An 18,942-nucleotide genomic window follows, 5' to 3' on the forward strand; every position below is an offset into this window, starting at 1 on the left:
TTTTTAACTAAAAAAATCAGAGGAAATATCTATGCTGAATGTATGATAAAGTTGAAAGAGAACATACATTCCCATATAATAAAAGAAAAAAAGCGGTGACTGTCATGTCTCTATTAAAAGATATTTATAACGAAGAATTTGCAGAAGCACTTCTGAACAGAATCAAATCGGCGTATCCGGCTTTTGAGCGGGACAAGTGCCGGGCGCTGATGTTTCAGGAAGATTGGCCCGGACTGACGTTAAAACAGCGAATGCGCCGGATCACAGACTCTTTATATGAAACACTGCCGAAGGATTACATACGGGCGCTTGACGTCTTATATGAGACAGCTCCCCACTTCTCAGGGCTCGCCGGGATTATTTTTCCCGATTATGTCCAACAGTACGGAACGGATCACTGGGACGAATCAATGAAGGCGCTTCAGTATTTCACTCGTTTTTCCACTTCCGAATTTGCGGTCCGCCCGTATATCAGGCTTGACCGGGTGCGGATGTTCAAAGAGTTCCTTTCCTGGACGGAGCATCCGGACGAACATGTCAGAAGGCTTGCCAGCGAAGGCTCAAGACCGCGCCTGCCATGGGGAATCTCCATTCCGGCTCTTCTTGAAGATCCTTCCCCGATTCTCCCTGTTCTGGACCGCTTGATGCAGGATGACTCGTTATATGTCAGAAAAAGCGTGGCGAATAACCTGAATGACATCTCCAAAACACATCCGGATCTTCTGGCACAGATCGCAGCCGAGCGGTTCGGAAGCTGTCCGCACACGGACTGGATTTTGAAGCACGCCTGCAGGACACTGTTAAAAAGAGGAGACAAACAGGCGCTCGCGGTTTTCGGGTTTGAAGACGCCTCCCGGATTTCATTGGAACGTTTTACACTGAATTCGGAAACGGCCGCCATCGGAACAAGCATACATTTTTCTTTTCAGATCCGCTCATCCGCCCGGCAAAAAGTCAGGGTTGAATACGCGATTGATTTTGTAAAGAAAAGGGGGCACCGCAGCCGCAAGGTGTTTAAGATGTCGGAGTCCGCCATGGATAACGGAGACGTAAAAGCCTTCAGCAAACATCATTCCCTTAAAGATTTAACCACCCGCAAGCATTATCGGGGAATTCACACTCTGTCTGTCATCATTAACGGAACGGTAAAAGGTTCGCTTGATTTTTCTGTTGAATAAAAAAAGCCCCTCCATTTCATAGATGGAGGGATGTGGAGCTTATTGCGGGCTGCCGTAAAGCTCTTCAAGAGGTTTCATAATGATTTTGTTTAACTCGCCGATCAGCATGCTCATGCGCTGTTCCGCTTCCATCAGCTGAGAAATCAATTCATGCTGCTGTACGAGAGCCACCGTTTTTTGTGCCTGCTCTACCTCTTCCTGAGTGATTTCTTCACCTGACATCTGTTTCTGCTGCAGCTGCAGCTGTACATTGCGGAAGTTATCAAACATGCGTTTTGCGGATTCATCTGCGTTTACTTGATCATAAAGCCCTCTCAGACGGCTGTATTCATCACTGTTTCGCAAAGCTTTTTCAAGATCATATGCTGCATCATAAAAATGAACTGCCATAGTAACCGCTCCTTTCTTCCTTTCGGACATACCACTCCACTATAACAGACTGCGGAGCGACTTTCATCATCGGCGTATGTTTTCCTTAGAAAAGAATGACAAACAAAGCCTGAATTGCTCCGATTATCCCGCCGAGCAGACCGCCTAAATACGTTATCATCTTAAATTCTCTCTTGGAAATCGACAGCACCATTTCCTCCAGCCGTTCAACGGGAAACTGATCAACCTGCTCTTTGACCACTTCCTCAAGACGCAGCCGTTTCAGCACATCCTCCAAATGAGCGGCAATACTGCCGAGTGCCGCATCAAGCAGCTTCGGCGCGTACGTTCCCGTAATCTCCCCTTCATAACGGGAAATGATGTCACCGAGCCGGCATTCGAAAAAGGGCGCGGTTTGAAGTGCGGCCAAAGCCCGCTTTTTCATGCTGAACAGCAGATCTTTCGCATTCCACTTTTCATCGGCCTCATAAAGTGTATAAGATTTGAGCTTGCCCCATTCTTGAGAAAGCAGATCAGCCAGAAGCTTTTTCGTTTCCTCATTGCGCAAAAACTTTAACAGCTCAGGCAGCACACGGTCTGCCAAGCTTGAATTGCCGAGGAACATCTGCACCATGCTGCCGAGCATCCCCCGGGAATTCAAAAAGTCGTCAATCATATTTCCGAGCCTGTCTTTCCCTTCTTCGCTCTCAAAATAATCAATGCTCCGCTTCAGAATATAATCTGCGGCCAACGGGACTTTTTCATCCAGCTTTTCCTGAAGCTCATCAGGAAGCCAGTCTTTTATGGCGCGGTGCTCATATTTCCGGTACAGTTCCGAAAGCTTTTCATCGGTAAAACGGTCAATCCAGGCATCCGTCTTTTCCTGCGGATTCCGGATGCCCGCGGCGGCCAAAGCTTCGTGCACCGTCATCTCGGAAGCGGCCATTTTTTGCGTGAATTGTTCGGCGAAAAGAAGCGCCTGGTTTTTAACGGTATCTGATAAAAGCCGCTTTTTTATTCCTTCCGGGGTTAAAAGGTGGTTCGTCACCATGAGCCCCATTTGTTTTGCCAATTCATCCCGCCTTTTCGGGATCAGCCCCGGCGTAAACGGAACCCGTTTTCCGAACAGGTAATACGGCCGGTACGGACGAAATAACATCTGAATGGCAAGATGATTCGTCACCGCGCCGATCGCGGCTCCGATCACAATCATAAATAGAAACGTTCCTGCTATGCCCATTCCTTTTCTTCTGCCTCCATCTTATGTTCTATTTTCTTGATGATATATCTATTCGTATTATAGAGGCTGGCGGGCATGCGGGCAAATGAAGAACCTGAATTGTTGTTTGTGAGGAATAAGGCAAGATGCTGTTTCGTACTCTTTACAGTAGATCATCTTTTATGATGCGCTTAGCATATTTATTGGATGGAAGGGCCGTTCCATCAGCGGCTTTTTGAATAAAGGGGGAGTAATAATATGACAACACTCGGTTTTATGTCTGTATCCCGCCGGCACGAAGAAGATTACGCCGGGGAATTGGCTGAAAGAGCGCCTCAATATAATGTGCGCTTAGCCCGCTTTACACCGTTTGATATATTTCCGGATTCTTTGCGCGTGAAAGCGCTCGTCTATCACCCGCAAAGCGGAAAGTGGAACGAAACGGAAATCGATATTCCCGAATATATTTACGACCGCTGTTTTTACGGAAAATCCGCTGAAGCGCAAAAAGCCAAACCGATCGTCGAATGGCTGAAAAAATATCGGAAAACGGAATTTATCGGCCGGGGGCTTCCTGATAAATGGACGGTCACGGATGCGCTCCAAAAGCATCATCTGATCAGTCCCTATATTCCCGAAACGGCCGAAGTCAGCCGCTATGAACAGGTGCAATCATACTTAGCCAAGGAAAAAGCATGTATACTTAAGCCCGCTTTCGGCGCGGGAGGCAGAGGCATCATCCTGCTTGAAACAGGCAAAAAATCAATTACGGCCACTTACTATATCGGAAAAAACAAACAAACAAAATCATTTTCCAATCACGTGTCTTTTAAGTCTTGGTGCAAAAAAGTGCTGCAGCACCGCTATTTGCTTCAATCCTACTTAAATATCCAGGATAAAGAGCGGCATCCGTGCGACATCCGCATTTTCATGCGCAAAACTGAGTCAGGCGTTTGGGAAACGGTCGGAAAAGCGGTCAGAAGGGGTTATCAGAACGGTCTTTTATCTCATTTGCCCGGAGGATCCGAACCGATTAAGTTTGACACATGGTTTGAGGAAATTCCGAGAAAGCAGCAGGCCGTTTTATTGGATGATGTCTTTTCGATCACCCAATCCGTCCCTTATTTCCTTGATGAACGGTTCGGGCCGCTGTTTGAGCTGGGGCTCGATATTTGTTATGCCAAAGACGGACGCATCTGGCTTTTGGATGTCAACTCAAAGCCGGGACGGAAAGCTATTTTAAGCGTGGCTCCGGAGGCGAAAGAGGATTTGTATACGAGTCCGCTGAGACGCTTCCGCGAACTTCAGTCACAGGAAAGCCGGAAAGGAGTATTACCGCGTGAATCATAAAGGGATGATTGTCGGCATCGATAAAAAAAGCAAAAATACGCTGTTTCTCCCCTCCTCCATGAAACGGGAAGGGCTTTTATCGGCTGCCTTCGGGACCAAGGTTGTCAAATGCCGTGTAGCCTTTTCTCAATCACTTGAAAAAAGCGCGCTCCTTTCTGAAGATTTGTTTGAGGAGCTGTTGATACCGCATAAAAGCCGGGCTGACTTTCTCATACACGGCCAGACGGTGCACATCGGACCGCTGATCGGCGTTTTCACAGCCGGGTTCACATCATCGCCGTCCCGCCCGTTAAGAGACCGTACAGCCTTCTTTTCCAAGATGCTCTCTCTTCATGAACAGGCGAACGGATATTGTTTCGTTTTCGGGGCCCATCAGATCAACTGGGAAGAAGGCACCGTCCAAGCGCTGATTTATAAAGAAAACAGCTGGAAACGGACGGCCGTCCCGCTTCCGAATGTCGTATATGACAGGCTCCCGAGCCGAAAAACGGAAGAAGTTCCGCTTTTACAGCAGACAAAACAAAGGCTGATGAATGACTATCAGATTCCGTGGTTTAATCCGCAATTCTTTAATAAATGGGACATTCATAAGCTTCTGGAAAAAAACAGTCTCACCGCTTCACTTCTGCCAAAATCTGTCCTGCACCCGAATGCGGAAGCGTTAGAAACATTATGCAGCACGTTTGGCACCGTCTATATCAAACCTGCAGACGGCGCACTCGGAACGGGGATTTACAAGGTGGAAAAAACAGATGCCGGCTTATCTGTCAAACACACGAATGAGGAAAAAACGGTGGTGACGGCAGAGTATTCAGATGCGGCATCCTTCATGACATCATTTAAAGAAAACAATGACCCGTCCGCATTTTTGATTCAGCAAGGCATTGACCTGATCCGGCTGGATGGGCGCCCCGTCGATTTCAGGGTGCACACGAATAAAAACGCCGAGGGGAAATGGACAGTGACGGCCATTGCGGCAAAAATTTCCGGTGAAAACAGCATCACGACGCATCTCGCAACCGGCGGAGAAGTCAGGACGTTAGCTGAATTATACGGCGATCCGCGCGAGAGAGTCGGCATGATGCGGAAACTTTCAAAAGCCGCCTTGGCGGTCAGCCGCGTGTTAAATGAGCACATTGAAGGTTTTATCGGCGAAATCGGTTTTGACCTCGGCGTCGATCATTCAGGGAAAGTTTGGATGTTTGAAGCCAATTCCCGCCCCGGGCGCAGCATTTTTTCCCATCCGAAGCTGAGATCGGTCGATTACCTGACAAAACGGAGAAATTTTGAATACGCGTCGTATTTATCAGAACGGTCCATCACCGCCCCGGAAAAACTTTGGCGGTGAGGCTGTCTTTTTTTAGGTTTACCCGGGACAGGCATTGAACGATGAGCTACAATGAACAAGATCAACATTTCCCATAAGGAGCGTGAACGCCATGATTTCGCACTTCAGCTGGAAACCGTTATTTAAAAAAGAGAAACTGCCCGGATGGCAGATTTCATTTTACTGGCAGGGTACGCATTACGAAGGGATTTACCACAAGTCCGGAGACATTGAATGGGGACACACACATCCGGGAAAAGAAGAGCCGGCTCTCGTAAAAGAGCTGCATGAATTAATGCTTTATCACATATATGACTGAAAGCTAAAAGCTCAGCCGCACCAGGCTGGGCTTTTCTTTTTCCTTCCGCTATTTACCACACCGTTTTCCGAATGAGATGCCGTTTGATTCACCATAATACGTAGTACAAAGCGGCAAACAGCATTGGGTGAAGCCGAGCTGGCAATGGTTTTCATTCCGAAAACCATCGGCTGGTGCAATTCCAGCAAACCCAACCATACTACTTTATAAAGGAGATCATACAAATGGCAAACAACAACTCTTCAAACAACCTAGTAGTACCCGGCGCTGCTCAAGCAATCGACCAAATGAAATACGAAATTGCTTCTGAGTTCGGCGTAAACCTTGGCGGAGAAACAACTTCTCGCGCAAACGGTTCTGTCGGAGGAGAAATCACGAAACGTTTAGTATCTTTCGCACAGCAGAACATGGGCGGCCAAGGCGTACAATAACTCAATAAATGGCTTACAGAAGGCGCGGGATACCGCGTCTTCTTTTATGCCGTCACCCTTTTTTCCTATTCCACATACCCTAGGAAAAAAGGAGGGAAAACATGTCATTCATTGCCTCAGTCAATTGGGAGCTGATTCAGTTCGTAAGTGTCTCTTTGGTCAATGAATATGTTGCCCACCATTTCCCGTTTATTCACAGGTATTCTTTTCCCCGCTGCTTTGAATGATATAATGAGCGGCGAGGAGGTTTTTTACATGAACATCGCTTTACTCGGAGCAACGGGAAGAGTCGGACAGGCTTTTATAAAAGAAGCGCAGAAACATGGACACATGGAGATATTCGCTCTTGTCAGATCAGCCGGAACAGTCCTTCCCATTCCTGAAAAACAAATCATAACAGGGAATGCGAGGCGGCGGGAAGATGTAAGCCGATTGATTTCCAAAGCGGACACAGTCGTGAGCTGTCTCGGCACGGACGGTGACGATACCCTTTCAGCCGCTATGACCCATATAATAGACAGCATGAAACGGCATCATGTTCAGCGTCTGATTACGATCGGCACGGCGGGTATCCTTCAATCACGGCTTATGCCTGATCAATACCGTTTTGAATCGGCAGAATCAAAACGAAAATCAACAAGAGCCGCAAAGGAACACGCCCGCGTATACGAAATGCTGCTGGCAGAGGATCTTGACTGGACGATCATCTGTCCCACCTACCTTCCTGACGGAGATGCTGCCGGAGTTTACCGGTTCGAACAGGATCGCCTTCCTGAAGACGGCGCTGAAATCACCGTCGGAGACACGGCGCACTTTCTGTACCGTGAGCTGATCAGCCCGCAGTTTGTCAGAAAACGGGTGGGACTGGCTTACTGAATGAAAAAAAGGGCGAATCTTTAGATTCACCCTTTCCGATTACACCGCGGACTTCGCCGTTCCTTTCTGCAATTCATACATTTGGTGGTACTGCCCCTTTTGCGCCATTAATTCGTCATGGCTTCCCTTTTCAATAATGCGGCCTTTTTCCAGCACGAGAATCTGGTCTGCGTGTCTGATCGTGGAAAGCCGATGGGCGATAATAAATGTCGTGCGCCCTTCTTGAACGACTTGCAGCGCTTTTTGAATGACTGCTTCTGTTTCGGTGTCAATGTGCGCCGTCGCCTCATCCAAAATTAAAATGGCCGGATCGAACACAAGCGCTCTTGCAAAAGAAATCAGCTGACGCTGGCCTGAGGACAGTGTGCCGCCTTTTTCGGTAACGGGCTCTCTGATGCCCTTCGGCAGGGATTGCAGAAGACTTGCGGCGCCGACTTGGCGAAGCGCTTCTTCCGCCTGCTCCAAAGAAATACGCTGATCATCGAGTGTCACATTGGAGCCGATCGTGCCCGAGAAAAGATACGGGTCTTGCAGCACAATGCCCATATGCGACCTCAGCTCCTGCCTTGACATGCCGTATATGCTTTTATCGTCCAGCAGGATATCTCCTTTTTGGGCATCATAAAAACGGAACAGAAGATTCAGGATGGAGCTTTTGCCGGACCCCGTATGGCCGACGAGGGCGACCGTCTCCCCTTTTTCAGCTGTAAAGCTGATGTGTTTCAGCACCTCTTCCCCCTTTCGATATCCAAAAGAAACATCGCGGAATTCCACTGTCCCTTCCGCCTTTCTGTCTGCGGGAGCGCCTTCTTCTTCCGTTTCCTCCTCCTGTAAAAGCTCGAATACCCTGGCGGCAGAGACACGGGCCAATTCAAGCTTCGAAAATTGGTTGACAATCCCCGTAACCGGCTGGAACAAACGGTTTAAATAATCAACAAACGCGTATAAAACGCCGATCGAAACAATTCCGGCCACACTCAGACTCGCGCCTCCGAAATACCATATCAGCCCGACAAACGCCAGATTGCGCAACACATTGACAAGACTGTGGGACATGAGGGAATTTAAGGACAGCATTTTGTTCTTATAGCGAAAATGAGCTTCATTCAATTCTTCAAATTCCTTCATCGTTTCCTTTTCGCGGCGGAACGCCTGAATAATCGGCATTCCTTGAATGGATTCGTTCATTTTCGCATTGATGTTACTGTTAATGGAACGGATTTTTTGGTTGAAGACGGATGCGTATTTGCGGTACACAACCGACCAGATCATTAATATCGGAATAATCAGCAGGCAAACGGCGGCCAGCCTGACGTCAAGCATAAACAGCGCCGTAAAAATGCCGAGCATATAAACGCCGCTTGTGATAAATGTCGACAGCACCGTTACATATAAATCCCTGACCGCTTCTGTGTCATTCGTAATGCAGGCCACGACTTTTCCGGCAGGCAGATTATCAAAGTAGCGGATCGGCATTTTCTGAATGTGTGAAAATACATCCTGCCTCATGCGCTGTATGATCCGGTTCGCTCCCATCTGCAGCAGATAATGCTGGCCGTAATGAAAACATACGGAAAACATGAGCAGTCCCGCGTAAATGGCGGTCAGCGTCAGCAATCCTTTTATTTCGGGACGGTAAAATTGAAAAATCTCCTGTCTTGATAACGTAATGGCGGGATATGACCTGCTTTCTTTACCGTTTGATATTGTCAGCCGGCCGTCAGACACCGAACGGTTTCCGTCAAAACTGACGGGACGGTCAACAAAATAGTAGCCCGCACCGACTTGATAAATGTGCGCCTCTCCGGTTTTGTCCGCCCCCGGTTTGAGCCGGTCCTCCCTGACATAATCATGCCCCCGGAACCTGACGGCGCCCGGATCGTCCGCAGAGGCTTTAACCCATGTTTTTTCAATGCCGAGAATGTGGTCGTCAATCATTTTTTTTCCGATAAACGGGCCGGTCAGCTCAGTGCCGACCGCAATAATGAGCAGGACGACCGCCCATATCAGCAGCTTCTTATATTGAAGCGCGTAATTCCATAATCTTCTCCCGGTCTTCATGCGCCCGTCCCCCCTTCTTCAAGAGAGGACAGCCGCTGCCTCTCATATTGTTTTCGATACCAGCCGTTCTGCGCCAACAGCTCCCGGTGCGTGCCTCTTTCAGACACCCGGCCTTCATCCATGACGAGAATGAGATCTGCGTGTTCAACTGCCGAGAGCCGATGGGTGGTGATAATCGTTGTTTTATGCCGCCGTTTTTTACGGATGCTGTCAATGATGGCGGCTTCCGTTTTCGCGTCTACGGCAGAAAGCGAATCATCTAATATGAGAATGTCAGGATCGGTCAAAAGCGCTCTCGCAATTGAGATGCGCTGCTTTTGTCCGCCAGAGAGCGCTACGCCCTTCTCGCCGACAAGCGTCTCAAGCCCGTCGGAAAGCATGCCGATATCGTTTTCAAAATGCGCATCTTTCAGCGCGCTGCCGATTTCCTCTTCGTTTGCATCCTGCCGTCCGTAAAGCAGATTCTCTTTTACAGTCTTTGAAAATAAAATATGATCCTGCGGCACATAGCCGATCCACCCGCGGAGCTCCTCAAGCGGAATCTCCTGAATCGGAACGCCTGTAAACGTGATTGCTCCCGCGCCGGGCGGATATTCACGCAACAGCTGCTTAATGATCGTCGTCTTTCCGCTTCCCGTCTTCCCGACGATGCCGAGTGTCTGCCCTTTTTCTACGGAAAAAGATACATCAGAAACCGCCGGTCCCGCTCCGCTCGGATACGTGAAAGTCACTTGTTCAAAAACAAGACGCCCGGGCTCCTTGATGCCGGCGGGGTGCTTGGGTCCTGTCACGTCAGGCTCATAGGAAAGCGTCTCATTGACACGATCCAAGGAGGCATTCCCGCGCTGCATGATATTGATTAATTCTCCGATCGCAAACATCGGCCAGATCATCATTCCGAGATACACGTTAAACGATACCAGCTCTCCCAGCGTCAGCCGGTTTTGAAAAACGAGATAAGCGCCGTAGCCGAGACCGATGAGATAGCTGAGGCCGACGAGAAGTTTCACAGTCGGTTCAAAAAGTGAATCGATAAACGCCACCTTCATGTTTTTCTCATATACATCCGCCGTCATATCACCGAACCGGCTGACATCATTTTTTTCCTGTACGAAAGCCCGGATGACCCTGACGCCGGATACCGACTCCAGCACCTTGTCATTTAATGATCCGAAAGCATCCTGCGCTTCCGTAAACCGCTCATGGATCTTTTTTCCGTACAGGCTGACCGCAGCCGCCATTATCGGCAGCGGAATAATCGCGGCAAATGTCAGCTTCCAGCTGATGAGAAGCCCCATTGTCAAAAATATCGTCAGCATATACATCGTCGAATCAACGAGTGTTAAGACCCCGAAGCCCGTCGTCATACTGACGGCCTGCAAGTCATTTGTCCCCCGCGCCATTAAATCGCCCGTTCTGTATTTCTCGTAAAACGGCGGTGACATTTGAAGAAGCCTTCCCATCAGCTTTGAACGGAGAATCTTCTCCATGACATTCGCCCCGCCGAAAAGCTGATACATCCAAAAATAAGACAGTAAATAGACGGCTGCCGTTAATGCGAGAAAAACACATATGTAAAACAGCATCCCGCTTTTTGTAAACACACCCGCCTTCATATCGTCTATCGCGTTACCGAGAAGTTTAGGCGGAAACATTTCAATGACATTCACAATCAATAACAGAACAATCGCTGTCGTATAGCGCAGCCAATAGGCTTTAAAAAACCATGCGAGCTTTTTTAATACAGTAAACAAATACTGTCATCCCCTTTCATCAATCAGCCGCCCTCAAGCTTTTCCGGATTGTTTTTCATTGTTTTCGCTAATACCGCCACATGCATCACACCTGTCTTTCTTTCATTTTTTTGTATAAAAAAAGACATGAAGCCTCAGCTCCATGCCTCTTATTATTATAAATAAGGTACAGACCCGCCGTTTATGCGCGACTGCCCCGTTTTTAAGCGAATGTTCAGAAAACGGACGCTGTATGGGAGTCACGCCGGTATTCAGCTGAAGATGAGTTGACAAGCTTTAGTTTTGACATGATCCATACCTCCTTTTTCCCTATATTGTTCCTTCATCATATAAACAAATCCTTTTTTTGTCAATGCAGGTTTTACATTTCTGCCACTCGGGTATTGTAAAACAAACCTTTTTTACTGAAAGGATGAGGCCGATGTTTCACGCGGACCGGTTGATAGCAGCTTTTGACGGAAGTGATGATAGTAAAAAAGCGCTTCAAAAAGCCATAGACCTTTCAAAAACATTTCACGCGGATTTAACGGTCGTACATTCCCACAATGCAAAAGATACCCGGACGATTGTTGATCCCCCGAGGCCGGGAGCCGGGGCAACGTATATCGGCGGCGGGATTGCAAGCGTTCCTGACCCGCTCCAGGCGGAAAGAATCTCCCCTGATCCGATGATTTATGAAGACCGTACGGAAGAAATCGTTGCGGAAGCGAGAATGCTGATGAACGACAGCCAGATTGACGGGGATATCGACATTTTAGAAGGTGATCCCGCTGATGCCATTATCGAGCATGCCGACCGTATATCGGCGGATTTGATCGTCATGGGGAGCCGGGACCAGAACAGGCTGAAAAAACTTTTATTCGGAAGTGTCAGTGAAAAACTGTCATCGAAATCCGATATTCCCGTGCTGATCGTAAAATAATTCTTTCTGTAAAGCAGCTTAATCAAAAGCTGCTTTTTTTACAGCTCCCGGCTGTTTCTTCTTTTTTTCGGCATCACAAAAAAACTCGCCATGATCAAAAAATCGATGCACAATACGACAGACCAGCCCTTTAACAGCTTGCTGAGCGCTTCGGTGCGGGAAGCGTCCTGAATGAGAAATACCGTTCCGGCTAAAAGAACGCCGCCGATGACAAATGCTAATACATGTCTTCCCCATCCTTTTGCATAATGTTTGGCATAATCCAGCCCGTACCGTTTGACCGGTTTTGCCCCTTCCTTGACCACATAATAGCGGAACCGCTCATCCGCCCATTGAATCATGCTTTTCCCGAAGGCGACAGACACTCCGATATAAATGGCCGCCACCGCATGCGCCATAGTCGCCGCCGCCCCTCTGTATAAATCAGCTGCGGCCGCCAGAAACAGTACGGCATCCAATAAAGGAATGAGAGCGAAAAAAAACATTCCGAGCTTTTGCCGCCTGAATATATAGCGCGCCGCCAATCCGAAGATGACAGCCGCCCAAAAAGCAGCCTCACAAATGACAATCAACCAAGCAATCGCGTTCAATCCGGTTCCCCCTTATCGTTTTCTAAAATGCATTGTATCACTGCTTTTTATTTAATACAACTGTATTACAAAATTGCAAGAAAAAATATTTCCTGTTACACTGGAACCATGCCTAAAATAATCGATCATGAAAAAAGAAGAAAACAAATAGCCGAAGCCACTTGGCGGACGATTTTGGAGCGGGGAATGGAAGGAGCGACAGTGAGAAACATCGCCCAGGAAGCGGGTCTTTCTTTAGGCGCGCTGAGGCACTATTTCACCACCCAGGATGAGCTTTTAGGGTATGCGATGACACTCGTAAAAGAAAAAGCGGCCGCCAGAATTAACGAAGTTGCCATGAAAGATCTGCCGCCGAAAGAAAAAGCGGTGCGTCTGATGCTTGAAATCATCCCGACAGATGAAGAAACGATGGCTGAAATGGAGGTATGGTTCGCTTTCACAGCTTATGCCAGACATAAGGGAGAAGAGTTTCAACCCCAGCAGGACGGGATCTTGGCATATATCCGCGGTCTGATTGACTGGCTGGATGAAAATAAGCTTCTGAAACCGAATCTTGATAAAGAGATCGAAGCGGAGAAAATGTACGCCATCGCCGACGGATTGGCGCTGCATGCCATGCTTGAACCTGAGCGTCTTTCAAAAGAGAAGATCTCCCGTGTGCTCGTGCAGCATATCGAATCTCTTTTTATCTGACTGAAGCAAAAAGGCCGGATGTGTTCCGGCCTTTTTTCAGCTTATGACTGAACCCCGAGCTCCTGCTGAATGTGCGACTGAAAAGCCTCCTGAATCGTTTTGGCTACAGGTCCCGGCGCTCCGCTTCCGACCGGTTTCCCGTCAAGGGTTACGATCGGGATTAATTCAGCCGTCGTTGACGAGATGAAAATTTCATCCGCATCCCTGAGTTCGTCTTCGGTAAGAGCCTTCTCCCGCACCTCAATCCCGTTTTCTTTCATCAGCTCTAACAGTTTCATCCGCGTAATGCCGTTTAAAATCAGCTCATTTGCAGGATGCGTCCGGACAGTGCCGTTTATGACGGCGTATACATTGGAAGAGGTTCCTTCCGTGACCGCTCCGTCCCTTATCAGCACCGCTTCATAAGCGCCTGCTTCATAGGCTTTTTGTTTAATCATCACATTATACAGTAAATTCAGACTCTTAATGTCACACCTCAGCCAGCGTTTGTCTTCCGCCGTTATGGCCTGCGCTCCGGCTTTTTGTTCATTTTCCGGTTTTTTCACTGAAAAGGTATATGCCGTCGTCTGCGGTTCCAAACCTTCGTCATACTGGTGCTTGCGCGGCGCCTTCCCTCTCGTCGTCTGCATATAGATCCCGCCGTCAATGAGTTTGTTTTCCTGTACAAGCTTTTGCAGATCCCATTCTATGTCCTCTGCGGAGAACGGCAGGGTGATGCCGATTTCTGCGGCGCTTCTGAAAAGACGGTCGATGTGCTCACGCAGACCGAATAAGGCGCCGTTATACACTCTGATGACCTCATACACACCGTCACCGAATTGATATCCGCGGTCCTCAATATCAACTGCCGCTTCTTCACGATCAATCAACTGGCCGTTTACTAATGTCTTCATGTAAACCCTCCTCATCGTTATCTGCCGTGATGTGCATTCTCAGCTGTTATTGTCAACTATTCTATCATACTGAACGAGCCGGCTGCGGAGTTTATTTTTTTCTTAAAATCTTATTATTCGACATCTTTTCTATGTCTTTTCCAGTTTTGTTCCTGTATACTTGATTCGACATACATATGCTGTTAACTTATGGCACTTCGCAAGCCTCCGCTGTTATCGGCATTATGCAGAAACTTATGCTACTGGAGAGATTGTTATGCGCAACACAAAAGAAGGTGCTTCCCCTTCTCTGTTTTCATTGGCTTTTAAACTTACGAGTTTAGCAGTTTTGTGCGGACTGCTTCTGGTAATCGTCATAATGGGATATTCCGCTTCCGCCGCAAAAAACAAACAGGTCACCGTGACCGCAAACGGGCAGCTTCGGGATGAAGCAGAAAGCCTGCGGCTGAAAAATGATTCTCCCGACGTCTTAATGAAACATTTGCAGAGAGAGCGTGACCCAGGGAAAAAAACGGTATATTTAACCTTCGACGACGGGCCGTCTCCATATACTGAACAGCTGTTGAATGTATTGAAGGCAAATGGCGCAAAGGCCACTTTTTTTATGCTTGAACCGCGGATGAAAGCCTATCAGCATTCCGTGCAAAGAGCGAAGCAGGAAGGAATCGCGCTCGGCCTGCACGGCGTGACGCACGATAATCACCTGTTTTATCAAACACCGACATCACCGCTGAACGAAATGCAGCAGGGACGCGATACACTCGAGGCAATCACCGGAGTAAAAACGGATCTTGTCCGCACGCCTTACGGCAGTAAACCGTCATTGACGGATGCCCAGATTAAGAATCTCGAAAAAGGCGGATTCGTGTACTGGGACTGGACGATAGACAGTGAAGACTGGAAGTACAAAAACGCACGGTACGTGCCGGAAGTATTGAATCAGCTCGCATATTTGGAAAGCGTTCATACGAGCAGGCCGCATGTCATTTTAATGCACGATCTGCCTGCGACGGTGCACGCTTTGCCGAGCCTGATCCAAAAACTGAAAGCCCAGGGCTACTCCTTTGATGTTCTGACGGATCAAATGATTCCCGTCCATGAATAAGAAAAGCCGGATCTGTATATGATCCGGCTTTTTTTATGTCGCGGCGCTGATCCGTTTTGCAAATTCACCGATCTTCTCATGAATGACAAGATCAAATAAATGGTCGCAATATGTCGGCTCAAGGTTAATGATCACCTGCTTCAAACCGGGAATCCGGCCCGCATCCTCAGGGACAAACCTTGCCGGCGCCACTTCAAGCGAAGTGCCGATCACAAGAAGAAGATCAGCTTTATCAAGCTTTTCATAAAGGGTTTCAAAATGCTGAACGAGATCGCCGAACAGCACGACATCCGTTTTTAATACGGTGCCGCATACCGCATGATCACCGATTTCCGCCGTACATTCCGGCACTTCGTCCTTCAGCAGATGAGAAAGCCCGTAGCGCGCTCCGCAGCGGGGGCATGCGGCGGTCTGAATTGAACCGTGAAGCTCATAGACACTGCTGCTTCCCGCTTTCTTATGCAGCCCGTCAATATTCTGCGTGAAAATGTCTACCTGCTTTCCCCGCTTTTCAAGATCCGCCAAATACGTATGGCCGGCATTCGGCTCATAGCTTCCGCTCATTTTCATCTGAAAGAGCTGTTTGAATTTAGGCCAGAATTCACGCGGACGGCGTTCAAAGGATTCCCTGCTCATCGCTTCCATTCTGGAGGTGTCTTCGGTCCATATACCGCCCGCCGAACGAAAATCAGGAATGCCGGATTCCGTGCTCATTCCCGCTCCCGTCAGCACCACGATACGTTCCGCCTGATTGATCAATGTCATAAACGCTTCCACTCTTCCACCGCCTTTTCTTTTTATCATATCATGAAAAAAGAACGGCGCCTGTTATGCCCGTTCTTTTTCTCCGGAATGATCCTTCACATGAACCGGATCATCGTGGCTTTTCTGTTTTACGAATACATTCTGGCCCGGATAGGCGAACTCCACGCCTTCCTCAGCAAAAATATCAATAATCCGGCGGTTGATATCCTGCCGCACGTCCAGGCTTTCCGCCCAGACGATGGTCTTTGTGTAAAAGTTGAAAAACAGATTGTAATAGCTGTCTGCAAACACGTCAAAGTTAACCATAATCGTATCATCATGCACGCCTTCATGTTCACGAAGCATTTCTCTGAGCCTTGTGATGCACCGCTCTAAACGATCAATCGGCGTCGCATAAGAAACACGAACGGAAAACGTGACCTGGCGCTTCGTCATCCTCGTCCAGTTTGTGATGGCTTCCATGGACAGCGTTGAATTGGGTACGGTAACAAGCGCCCCCTGCGCCGTGCGGAACCTTGTGCTTCGGAATGTGATATCTTCAACGCCCCCCGTCACAGATGACGTCTCGACCCAGTCGCCGATCGTAAACGGCTTTTCCGTAATGATGATAATGCCGCCGAAAAAATTGCTGATCGTATCTTTAGCCGCAAGCGCGAAGGCCAATCCGCCAAGTCCGAGTCCGGCCACGAACCCGTTTACATCATAATTGAATTCCTGCGCGATCACACTGACGCTGAGCGCGAGAATGACAAAGCGCAGCACCTTGGATAAAAACGGCGCCAAAATGTCATCCATATCAAGCTCAAAGCGCTGATTGACTTTATGAAATAAAAACGAAGACGCCGATGTCAGATTGCAAAGCCCCCAGGCGATCAGCGCAACGATCAGAGAGCGGTACAATTTTTTGACAATGTCCATCTGCCCGTCTAAAAACGGCGAATACTCAATCGCCAAAAACAGACCCAGCGCCACGAAAAACCATCTGGCCGGCTTGTCAAACGCTACGGCAATCTGTTTGAATATGTCGGTTTTCGGCTTGTTCGCCAATTTGTAAATGAGCTGAAAAAAGTATTTGACAAACAGTTTTCTCAAAACGAGAAAAGCCGCTAAAATTCCGATGCTGATACTGATCTGCAAAATATGGTCAAGAGTAAAAAAGCTCTGAAATTGTGTCATCATGGCATATGCTCCTTTGTCTTGTCGAAAATCTATTATACTAAAACATTCGGACATCAGCTTCTTTTAATGTCTTTAGGCAGCCTGAAAAACCCCGGCATCAGAGCACAGCCGGGGTTTTTCACACATTCGTTCATCTTTCAGCCAGATACAACAGGGTCAGGCACTATTTCTTCTTTGATTGTGTCTGTTTCAGGAGAGTCGCTTTTTGGATTTCAGCATCGGTTTCGGCCTTAATTCTTTCTTCCACTTTCAATCTCCCTTTTCCCATGATCTCGCCTCCTTTTTGCCATTATAAATCATCACTGCGGATTGTAAACCGAAAAAAGCACTATCTTTATTCCAAAAAAATACTGTTTCGCACATTCACCAGTTTGAATCGCTGTGCATATACGAATCTGATATAATAACAGAAATGCCCATGAGGGGAGCTGACAAGCTTGTATACCATCGCTCATCGCGGCGCATCCGGTTACGCGCCCGAAAATACATTTGCGGCATTTGATATCGCTGCCGAAATGAACGCTGATTTCATTGAGCTTGACGTCCAGCTCACAAAAGACGGCCAGATTGTCGTCATCCATGATGACAAAGTCGACCGGACGACGGACGGCTCCGGTTTTGTAAAAGATTTTACGCTGAAGAAGCTGCAGTCTCTGGACGCCGGCAGCTGGTATGGGGCTGAGTTTAAAGGGGAGCGGATTCCCCTGCTCGAAGAGGTCTTGAAGCGTTATCATTCTGAAATCGGTTTTTTAATTGAACTGAAAGGGCACGTTTCTCAAGTCGGTCTTGAAAAAGCAGTCGGCCAGCTGTTAAGCAGGTTTTCCTTTTCCATCCACCCTATCGTTCAATCATTCAGCCTCAAGTCAATTCAGTCCTTTCACGACATGTATCCGTCCGTTCCGACTGCAATAATTGCAAGACCCAGCTTCGGGATGTTTTCCAAAAGCCAGCTGGCCGCCTACAAATCAGCCGTAAATTATGTCAATATTAAATATACCCGCCTGAATCGGTTCTTGATTTCCACCGCTCACAGACACGGCCTGAAAGTATTTGCCTGGACGGTCAGAAATCAAAAGACGGCCGAAAAACTGCAAATGATGGCAGTTGACGGCATTGTAACTGATTTTCCGGATTTTATTTCTAAGGATGGCTGATATGAAACAATACATCGCAATTTTTATCGGAGGCGCGCTTGGCGCATTGCTCCGCTTTGAAATGAGCGCGCACATTCACAGCGGTTCTTTCCCGGCGGCCACTTTCCTCGAAAATGCGGCGGGAAGCCTTTTACTCGGTCTTATTACGGGTTATTTCATCATTCGGGCCAAACGCCCTCTTTTGACCGCCTTTTTAGGAACCGGTTTTTGCGGAGGTTTCACGACGATGTCAACCTTCGCAAAAGAAACCATTTTTCTGCTGCAATCGTCTCCCGCAGCGGCTTTTTGTTATGCTGCCGCGACATTAGTCTCTGGCATTGCCCTTGCATGTGCCGGCATTTTCTGGGGACGGCGGATTGCCCTTCACGCAGCGGGAAGGGGGCATGATACGCCATGACGATCGTCCTGATGCTTATCGCAGCGGGTATCGGAGCGATATTACGTTCTCTGCTGGGTAAAACAATTTCAGAAAGAACAAAAGGTTTTCCGATTCCGCTTGGCATGGCTGCGGTCAACCTGCTCGGCTCCTTCGGCCTCGGCATGTTCACCGGCCTGGGCCTGGATAATCCTTCTGCCGGCATCATCATCGCGACGGGCTTTTTCGGTGCGTTTACGACCTTTTCCACGTTCAGTATTGAAGCCGTGCAGCTGATGATGAACAACCGCATAAAGGAAAGCCTGCTCTACATCGCTGTTTCAGCAGCCGGAAGCCTTTTGGCGTTCTGGTGCGGCTTTGTTATGATATCCATGTAAAAAA

At 48.2% G+C, this 18,942-nt stretch carries 22 protein-coding genes; 13 read left to right on the forward strand and 9 right to left on the reverse strand.

The features are described from left to right. Window positions 1-104 precede the first annotated feature (104 nt). On the forward strand, window positions 105-1,178 hold the full coding sequence (locus AC3WTF_RS15465; RefSeq protein ID WP_047936397.1) for a DNA alkylation repair protein: 1,074 nt from the start codon (window positions 105-107) through the stop codon (window positions 1,176-1,178). A gap of 39 nt (window positions 1,179-1,217) precedes the next feature. On the opposite strand, the gene AC3WTF_RS15470 is transcribed toward AC3WTF_RS15465, so the two are convergent. Next, window positions 1,218-1,568, reverse strand: a complete 351-nt coding sequence (locus tag AC3WTF_RS15470; protein WP_007409239.1) for a YlbF/YmcA family competence regulator — start codon at window positions 1,566-1,568, stop codon at window positions 1,218-1,220. A gap of 85 nt (window positions 1,569-1,653) precedes the next feature. Then, window positions 1,654-2,787, reverse strand: a complete 1,134-nt coding sequence (locus tag AC3WTF_RS15475; RefSeq protein ID WP_025284496.1) for a DUF445 domain-containing protein — start codon at window positions 2,785-2,787, stop codon at window positions 1,654-1,656. Window positions 2,788-3,024: 237 nt separating this feature from the next. On the opposite strand from AC3WTF_RS15475, the gene AC3WTF_RS15480 reads away from it, so the two are divergent. From AC3WTF_RS15480 to AC3WTF_RS15505, 6 genes are all read left to right on the forward strand, one after another. Then, complete coding sequence (locus tag AC3WTF_RS15480; RefSeq protein WP_012117192.1) at window positions 3,025-4,116, forward strand: YheC/YheD family endospore coat-associated protein; 1,092 nt, start codon at window positions 3,025-3,027, stop codon at window positions 4,114-4,116. Then, window positions 4,106-5,464, forward strand: coding sequence for a YheC/YheD family endospore coat-associated protein (locus AC3WTF_RS15485; protein WP_007409242.1), 1,359 nt, complete (start codon window positions 4,106-4,108; stop codon window positions 5,462-5,464). The genes AC3WTF_RS15480 and AC3WTF_RS15485 overlap by 11 nt, the downstream gene beginning before the upstream one ends. Window positions 5,465-5,546: 82 nt before the next feature. Continuing rightward, entirely contained in the window at window positions 5,547-5,762 is a 216-nt protein-coding gene (locus AC3WTF_RS15490) for a YheE family protein (RefSeq protein WP_096335138.1), read from the forward strand. A 224-nt stretch (window positions 5,763-5,986) separates the two neighbouring features. Further along, window positions 5,987-6,193, forward strand: a complete 207-nt coding sequence (locus AC3WTF_RS15495) for an alpha/beta-type small acid-soluble spore protein (protein ID WP_007409244.1) — start codon at window positions 5,987-5,989, stop codon at window positions 6,191-6,193. Window positions 6,194-6,294: 101 nt separating this feature from the next. Next, window positions 6,295-6,420: a hypothetical protein gene (locus tag AC3WTF_RS15500; protein ID WP_007409245.1), complete on the forward strand. Its 126-nt coding sequence runs from the start codon at window positions 6,295-6,297 to the stop codon at window positions 6,418-6,420. Between the two features lie 28 nt (window positions 6,421-6,448). Next, window positions 6,449-7,069 carry an NAD(P)-dependent oxidoreductase gene (locus tag AC3WTF_RS15505; RefSeq protein ID WP_015417136.1) on the forward strand — a complete coding sequence of 207 codons (621 nt, stop codon included), beginning with the start codon at window positions 6,449-6,451 and terminating at the stop codon, window positions 7,067-7,069. 39 nt (window positions 7,070-7,108) lie between these two features. Here AC3WTF_RS15505 and bmrD read toward each other — a convergent pair whose 3' ends face one another. Further along, window positions 7,109-9,130 carry a multidrug resistance ABC transporter ATP-binding protein/permease BmrD gene (bmrD, locus tag AC3WTF_RS15510; RefSeq protein WP_492314302.1) on the reverse strand — a complete coding sequence of 674 codons (2,022 nt, stop codon included), beginning with the start codon at window positions 9,128-9,130 and terminating at the stop codon, window positions 7,109-7,111. Further along, on the reverse strand, window positions 9,127-10,884 hold the full coding sequence (gene bmrC, locus AC3WTF_RS15515) for a multidrug ABC transporter ATP-binding protein BmrC (protein WP_047935540.1): 1,758 nt from the start codon (window positions 10,882-10,884) through the stop codon (window positions 9,127-9,129). The genes bmrD and bmrC overlap by 4 nt, the downstream gene beginning before the upstream one ends. A gap of 421 nt (window positions 10,885-11,305) precedes the next feature. On the opposite strand from bmrC, the gene AC3WTF_RS15520 reads away from it, so the two are divergent. Next, window positions 11,306-11,806, forward strand: coding sequence for a universal stress protein (locus AC3WTF_RS15520; RefSeq protein WP_007409250.1), 501 nt, complete (start codon window positions 11,306-11,308; stop codon window positions 11,804-11,806). Between the two features lie 38 nt (window positions 11,807-11,844). Here AC3WTF_RS15520 and AC3WTF_RS15525 read toward each other — a convergent pair whose 3' ends face one another. After that, window positions 11,845-12,396 (reverse strand): hypothetical protein, encoded by a 552-nt coding sequence (locus tag AC3WTF_RS15525; RefSeq protein ID WP_007409251.1) that lies wholly within the window; start codon window positions 12,394-12,396, stop codon window positions 11,845-11,847. Between the two features lie 108 nt (window positions 12,397-12,504). On the opposite strand from AC3WTF_RS15525, the gene AC3WTF_RS15530 reads away from it, so the two are divergent. After that, window positions 12,505-13,089: a TetR/AcrR family transcriptional regulator gene (locus AC3WTF_RS15530; RefSeq protein ID WP_012117186.1), complete on the forward strand. Its 585-nt coding sequence runs from the start codon at window positions 12,505-12,507 to the stop codon at window positions 13,087-13,089. A 41-nt stretch (window positions 13,090-13,130) separates the two neighbouring features. Here the strand turns inward: AC3WTF_RS15530 and dat are convergent, their stop codons facing one another. Continuing rightward, window positions 13,131-13,982 (reverse strand): D-amino-acid transaminase, encoded by an 852-nt coding sequence (dat, locus tag AC3WTF_RS15535; protein ID WP_047935539.1) that lies wholly within the window; start codon window positions 13,980-13,982, stop codon window positions 13,131-13,133. A 256-nt stretch (window positions 13,983-14,238) separates the two neighbouring features. Between dat and AC3WTF_RS15540 the strand changes: the two genes are divergently transcribed. Continuing rightward, the gene (locus AC3WTF_RS15540) at window positions 14,239-15,087 is read left to right on the forward strand and encodes a polysaccharide deacetylase family protein (RefSeq protein ID WP_025284491.1); all 849 of its coding nucleotides are present in this window, start codon (window positions 14,239-14,241) and stop codon (window positions 15,085-15,087) included. Window positions 15,088-15,120: 33 nt separating this feature from the next. Here AC3WTF_RS15540 and AC3WTF_RS15545 read toward each other — a convergent pair whose 3' ends face one another. From AC3WTF_RS15545 to AC3WTF_RS15555, 3 genes are all read right to left on the reverse strand, one after another. Next, window positions 15,121-15,852: an NAD-dependent protein deacylase gene (locus AC3WTF_RS15545; RefSeq protein ID WP_369878810.1), complete on the reverse strand. Its 732-nt coding sequence runs from the start codon at window positions 15,850-15,852 to the stop codon at window positions 15,121-15,123. Window positions 15,853-15,915: 63 nt separating this feature from the next. Continuing rightward, window positions 15,916-17,031: a mechanosensitive ion channel family protein gene (locus AC3WTF_RS15550; protein WP_007409256.1), complete on the reverse strand. Its 1,116-nt coding sequence runs from the start codon at window positions 17,029-17,031 to the stop codon at window positions 15,916-15,918. A gap of 163 nt (window positions 17,032-17,194) precedes the next feature. Further along, the gene (locus AC3WTF_RS15555) at window positions 17,195-17,299 is read right to left on the reverse strand and encodes a YhdX family protein (RefSeq protein ID WP_003155299.1); all 105 of its coding nucleotides are present in this window, start codon (window positions 17,297-17,299) and stop codon (window positions 17,195-17,197) included. A 169-nt stretch (window positions 17,300-17,468) separates the two neighbouring features. On the opposite strand from AC3WTF_RS15555, the gene AC3WTF_RS15560 reads away from it, so the two are divergent. Genes AC3WTF_RS15560 through crcB form a run of 3 tightly spaced genes read left to right on the forward strand, consistent with a single transcriptional unit; the run spans window position 17,469 to window position 18,938 of the window. Next, window positions 17,469-18,185, forward strand: a complete 717-nt coding sequence (locus AC3WTF_RS15560) for a glycerophosphodiester phosphodiesterase (protein WP_047935538.1) — start codon at window positions 17,469-17,471, stop codon at window positions 18,183-18,185. A gap of 1 nt (window position 18,186) precedes the next feature. Further along, window positions 18,187-18,582: a fluoride efflux transporter FluC gene (locus AC3WTF_RS15565; RefSeq protein WP_007409258.1), complete on the forward strand. Its 396-nt coding sequence runs from the start codon at window positions 18,187-18,189 to the stop codon at window positions 18,580-18,582. Next, on the forward strand, window positions 18,579-18,938 hold the full coding sequence (gene crcB, locus AC3WTF_RS15570; protein ID WP_047935537.1) for a fluoride efflux transporter CrcB: 360 nt from the start codon (window positions 18,579-18,581) through the stop codon (window positions 18,936-18,938). The genes AC3WTF_RS15565 and crcB overlap by 4 nt, the downstream gene beginning before the upstream one ends. Window positions 18,939-18,942 lie beyond the last annotated feature (4 nt).

The sequence above is a fragment of the Bacillus sp. EB106-06-01-XG163 genome (assembly GCF_058791615.1).

Coding starts and splice junctions, on each gene's coding strand:
- bmrD (WP_492314302.1), bottom strand. CDS start 9,130: ATGAAGACCGGGAGAAGATTATGGAATTACGCGCTTCAATATAAGAAG.
- AC3WTF_RS15505 (WP_015417136.1), top strand. CDS start 6,449: ATGAACATCGCTTTACTCGGAGCAACGGGAAGAGTCGGACAGGCTTTT.
- AC3WTF_RS15475 (WP_025284496.1), bottom strand. CDS start 2,787: ATGGGCATAGCAGGAACGTTTCTATTTATGATTGTGATCGGAGCCGCG.
- dat (WP_047935539.1), bottom strand. CDS start 13,982: ATGAAGACATTAGTAAACGGCCAGTTGATTGATCGTGAAGAAGCGGCA.
- AC3WTF_RS15540 (WP_025284491.1), top strand. CDS start 14,239: ATGCGCAACACAAAAGAAGGTGCTTCCCCTTCTCTGTTTTCATTGGCT.
- AC3WTF_RS15520 (WP_007409250.1), top strand. CDS start 11,306: ATGTTTCACGCGGACCGGTTGATAGCAGCTTTTGACGGAAGTGATGAT.
- AC3WTF_RS15530 (WP_012117186.1), top strand. CDS start 12,505: ATGCCTAAAATAATCGATCATGAAAAAAGAAGAAAACAAATAGCCGAA.
- AC3WTF_RS15470 (WP_007409239.1), bottom strand. CDS start 1,568: ATGGCAGTTCATTTTTATGATGCAGCATATGATCTTGAAAAAGCTTTG.
- crcB (WP_047935537.1), top strand. CDS start 18,579: ATGACGATCGTCCTGATGCTTATCGCAGCGGGTATCGGAGCGATATTA.
- AC3WTF_RS15555 (WP_003155299.1), bottom strand. CDS start 17,299: ATGGGAAAAGGGAGATTGAAAGTGGAAGAAAGAATTAAGGCCGAAACC.
- AC3WTF_RS15500 (WP_007409245.1), top strand. CDS start 6,295: ATGTCATTCATTGCCTCAGTCAATTGGGAGCTGATTCAGTTCGTAAGT.
- AC3WTF_RS15495 (WP_007409244.1), top strand. CDS start 5,987: ATGGCAAACAACAACTCTTCAAACAACCTAGTAGTACCCGGCGCTGCT.
- AC3WTF_RS15550 (WP_007409256.1), bottom strand. CDS start 17,031: ATGATGACACAATTTCAGAGCTTTTTTACTCTTGACCATATTTTGCAG.
- AC3WTF_RS15545 (WP_369878810.1), bottom strand. CDS start 15,852: ATGACATTGATCAATCAGGCGGAACGTATCGTGGTGCTGACGGGAGCG.
- AC3WTF_RS15565 (WP_007409258.1), top strand. CDS start 18,187: ATGAAACAATACATCGCAATTTTTATCGGAGGCGCGCTTGGCGCATTG.
- AC3WTF_RS15465 (WP_047936397.1), top strand. CDS start 105: ATGTCTCTATTAAAAGATATTTATAACGAAGAATTTGCAGAAGCACTT.
- AC3WTF_RS15480 (WP_012117192.1), top strand. CDS start 3,025: ATGACAACACTCGGTTTTATGTCTGTATCCCGCCGGCACGAAGAAGAT.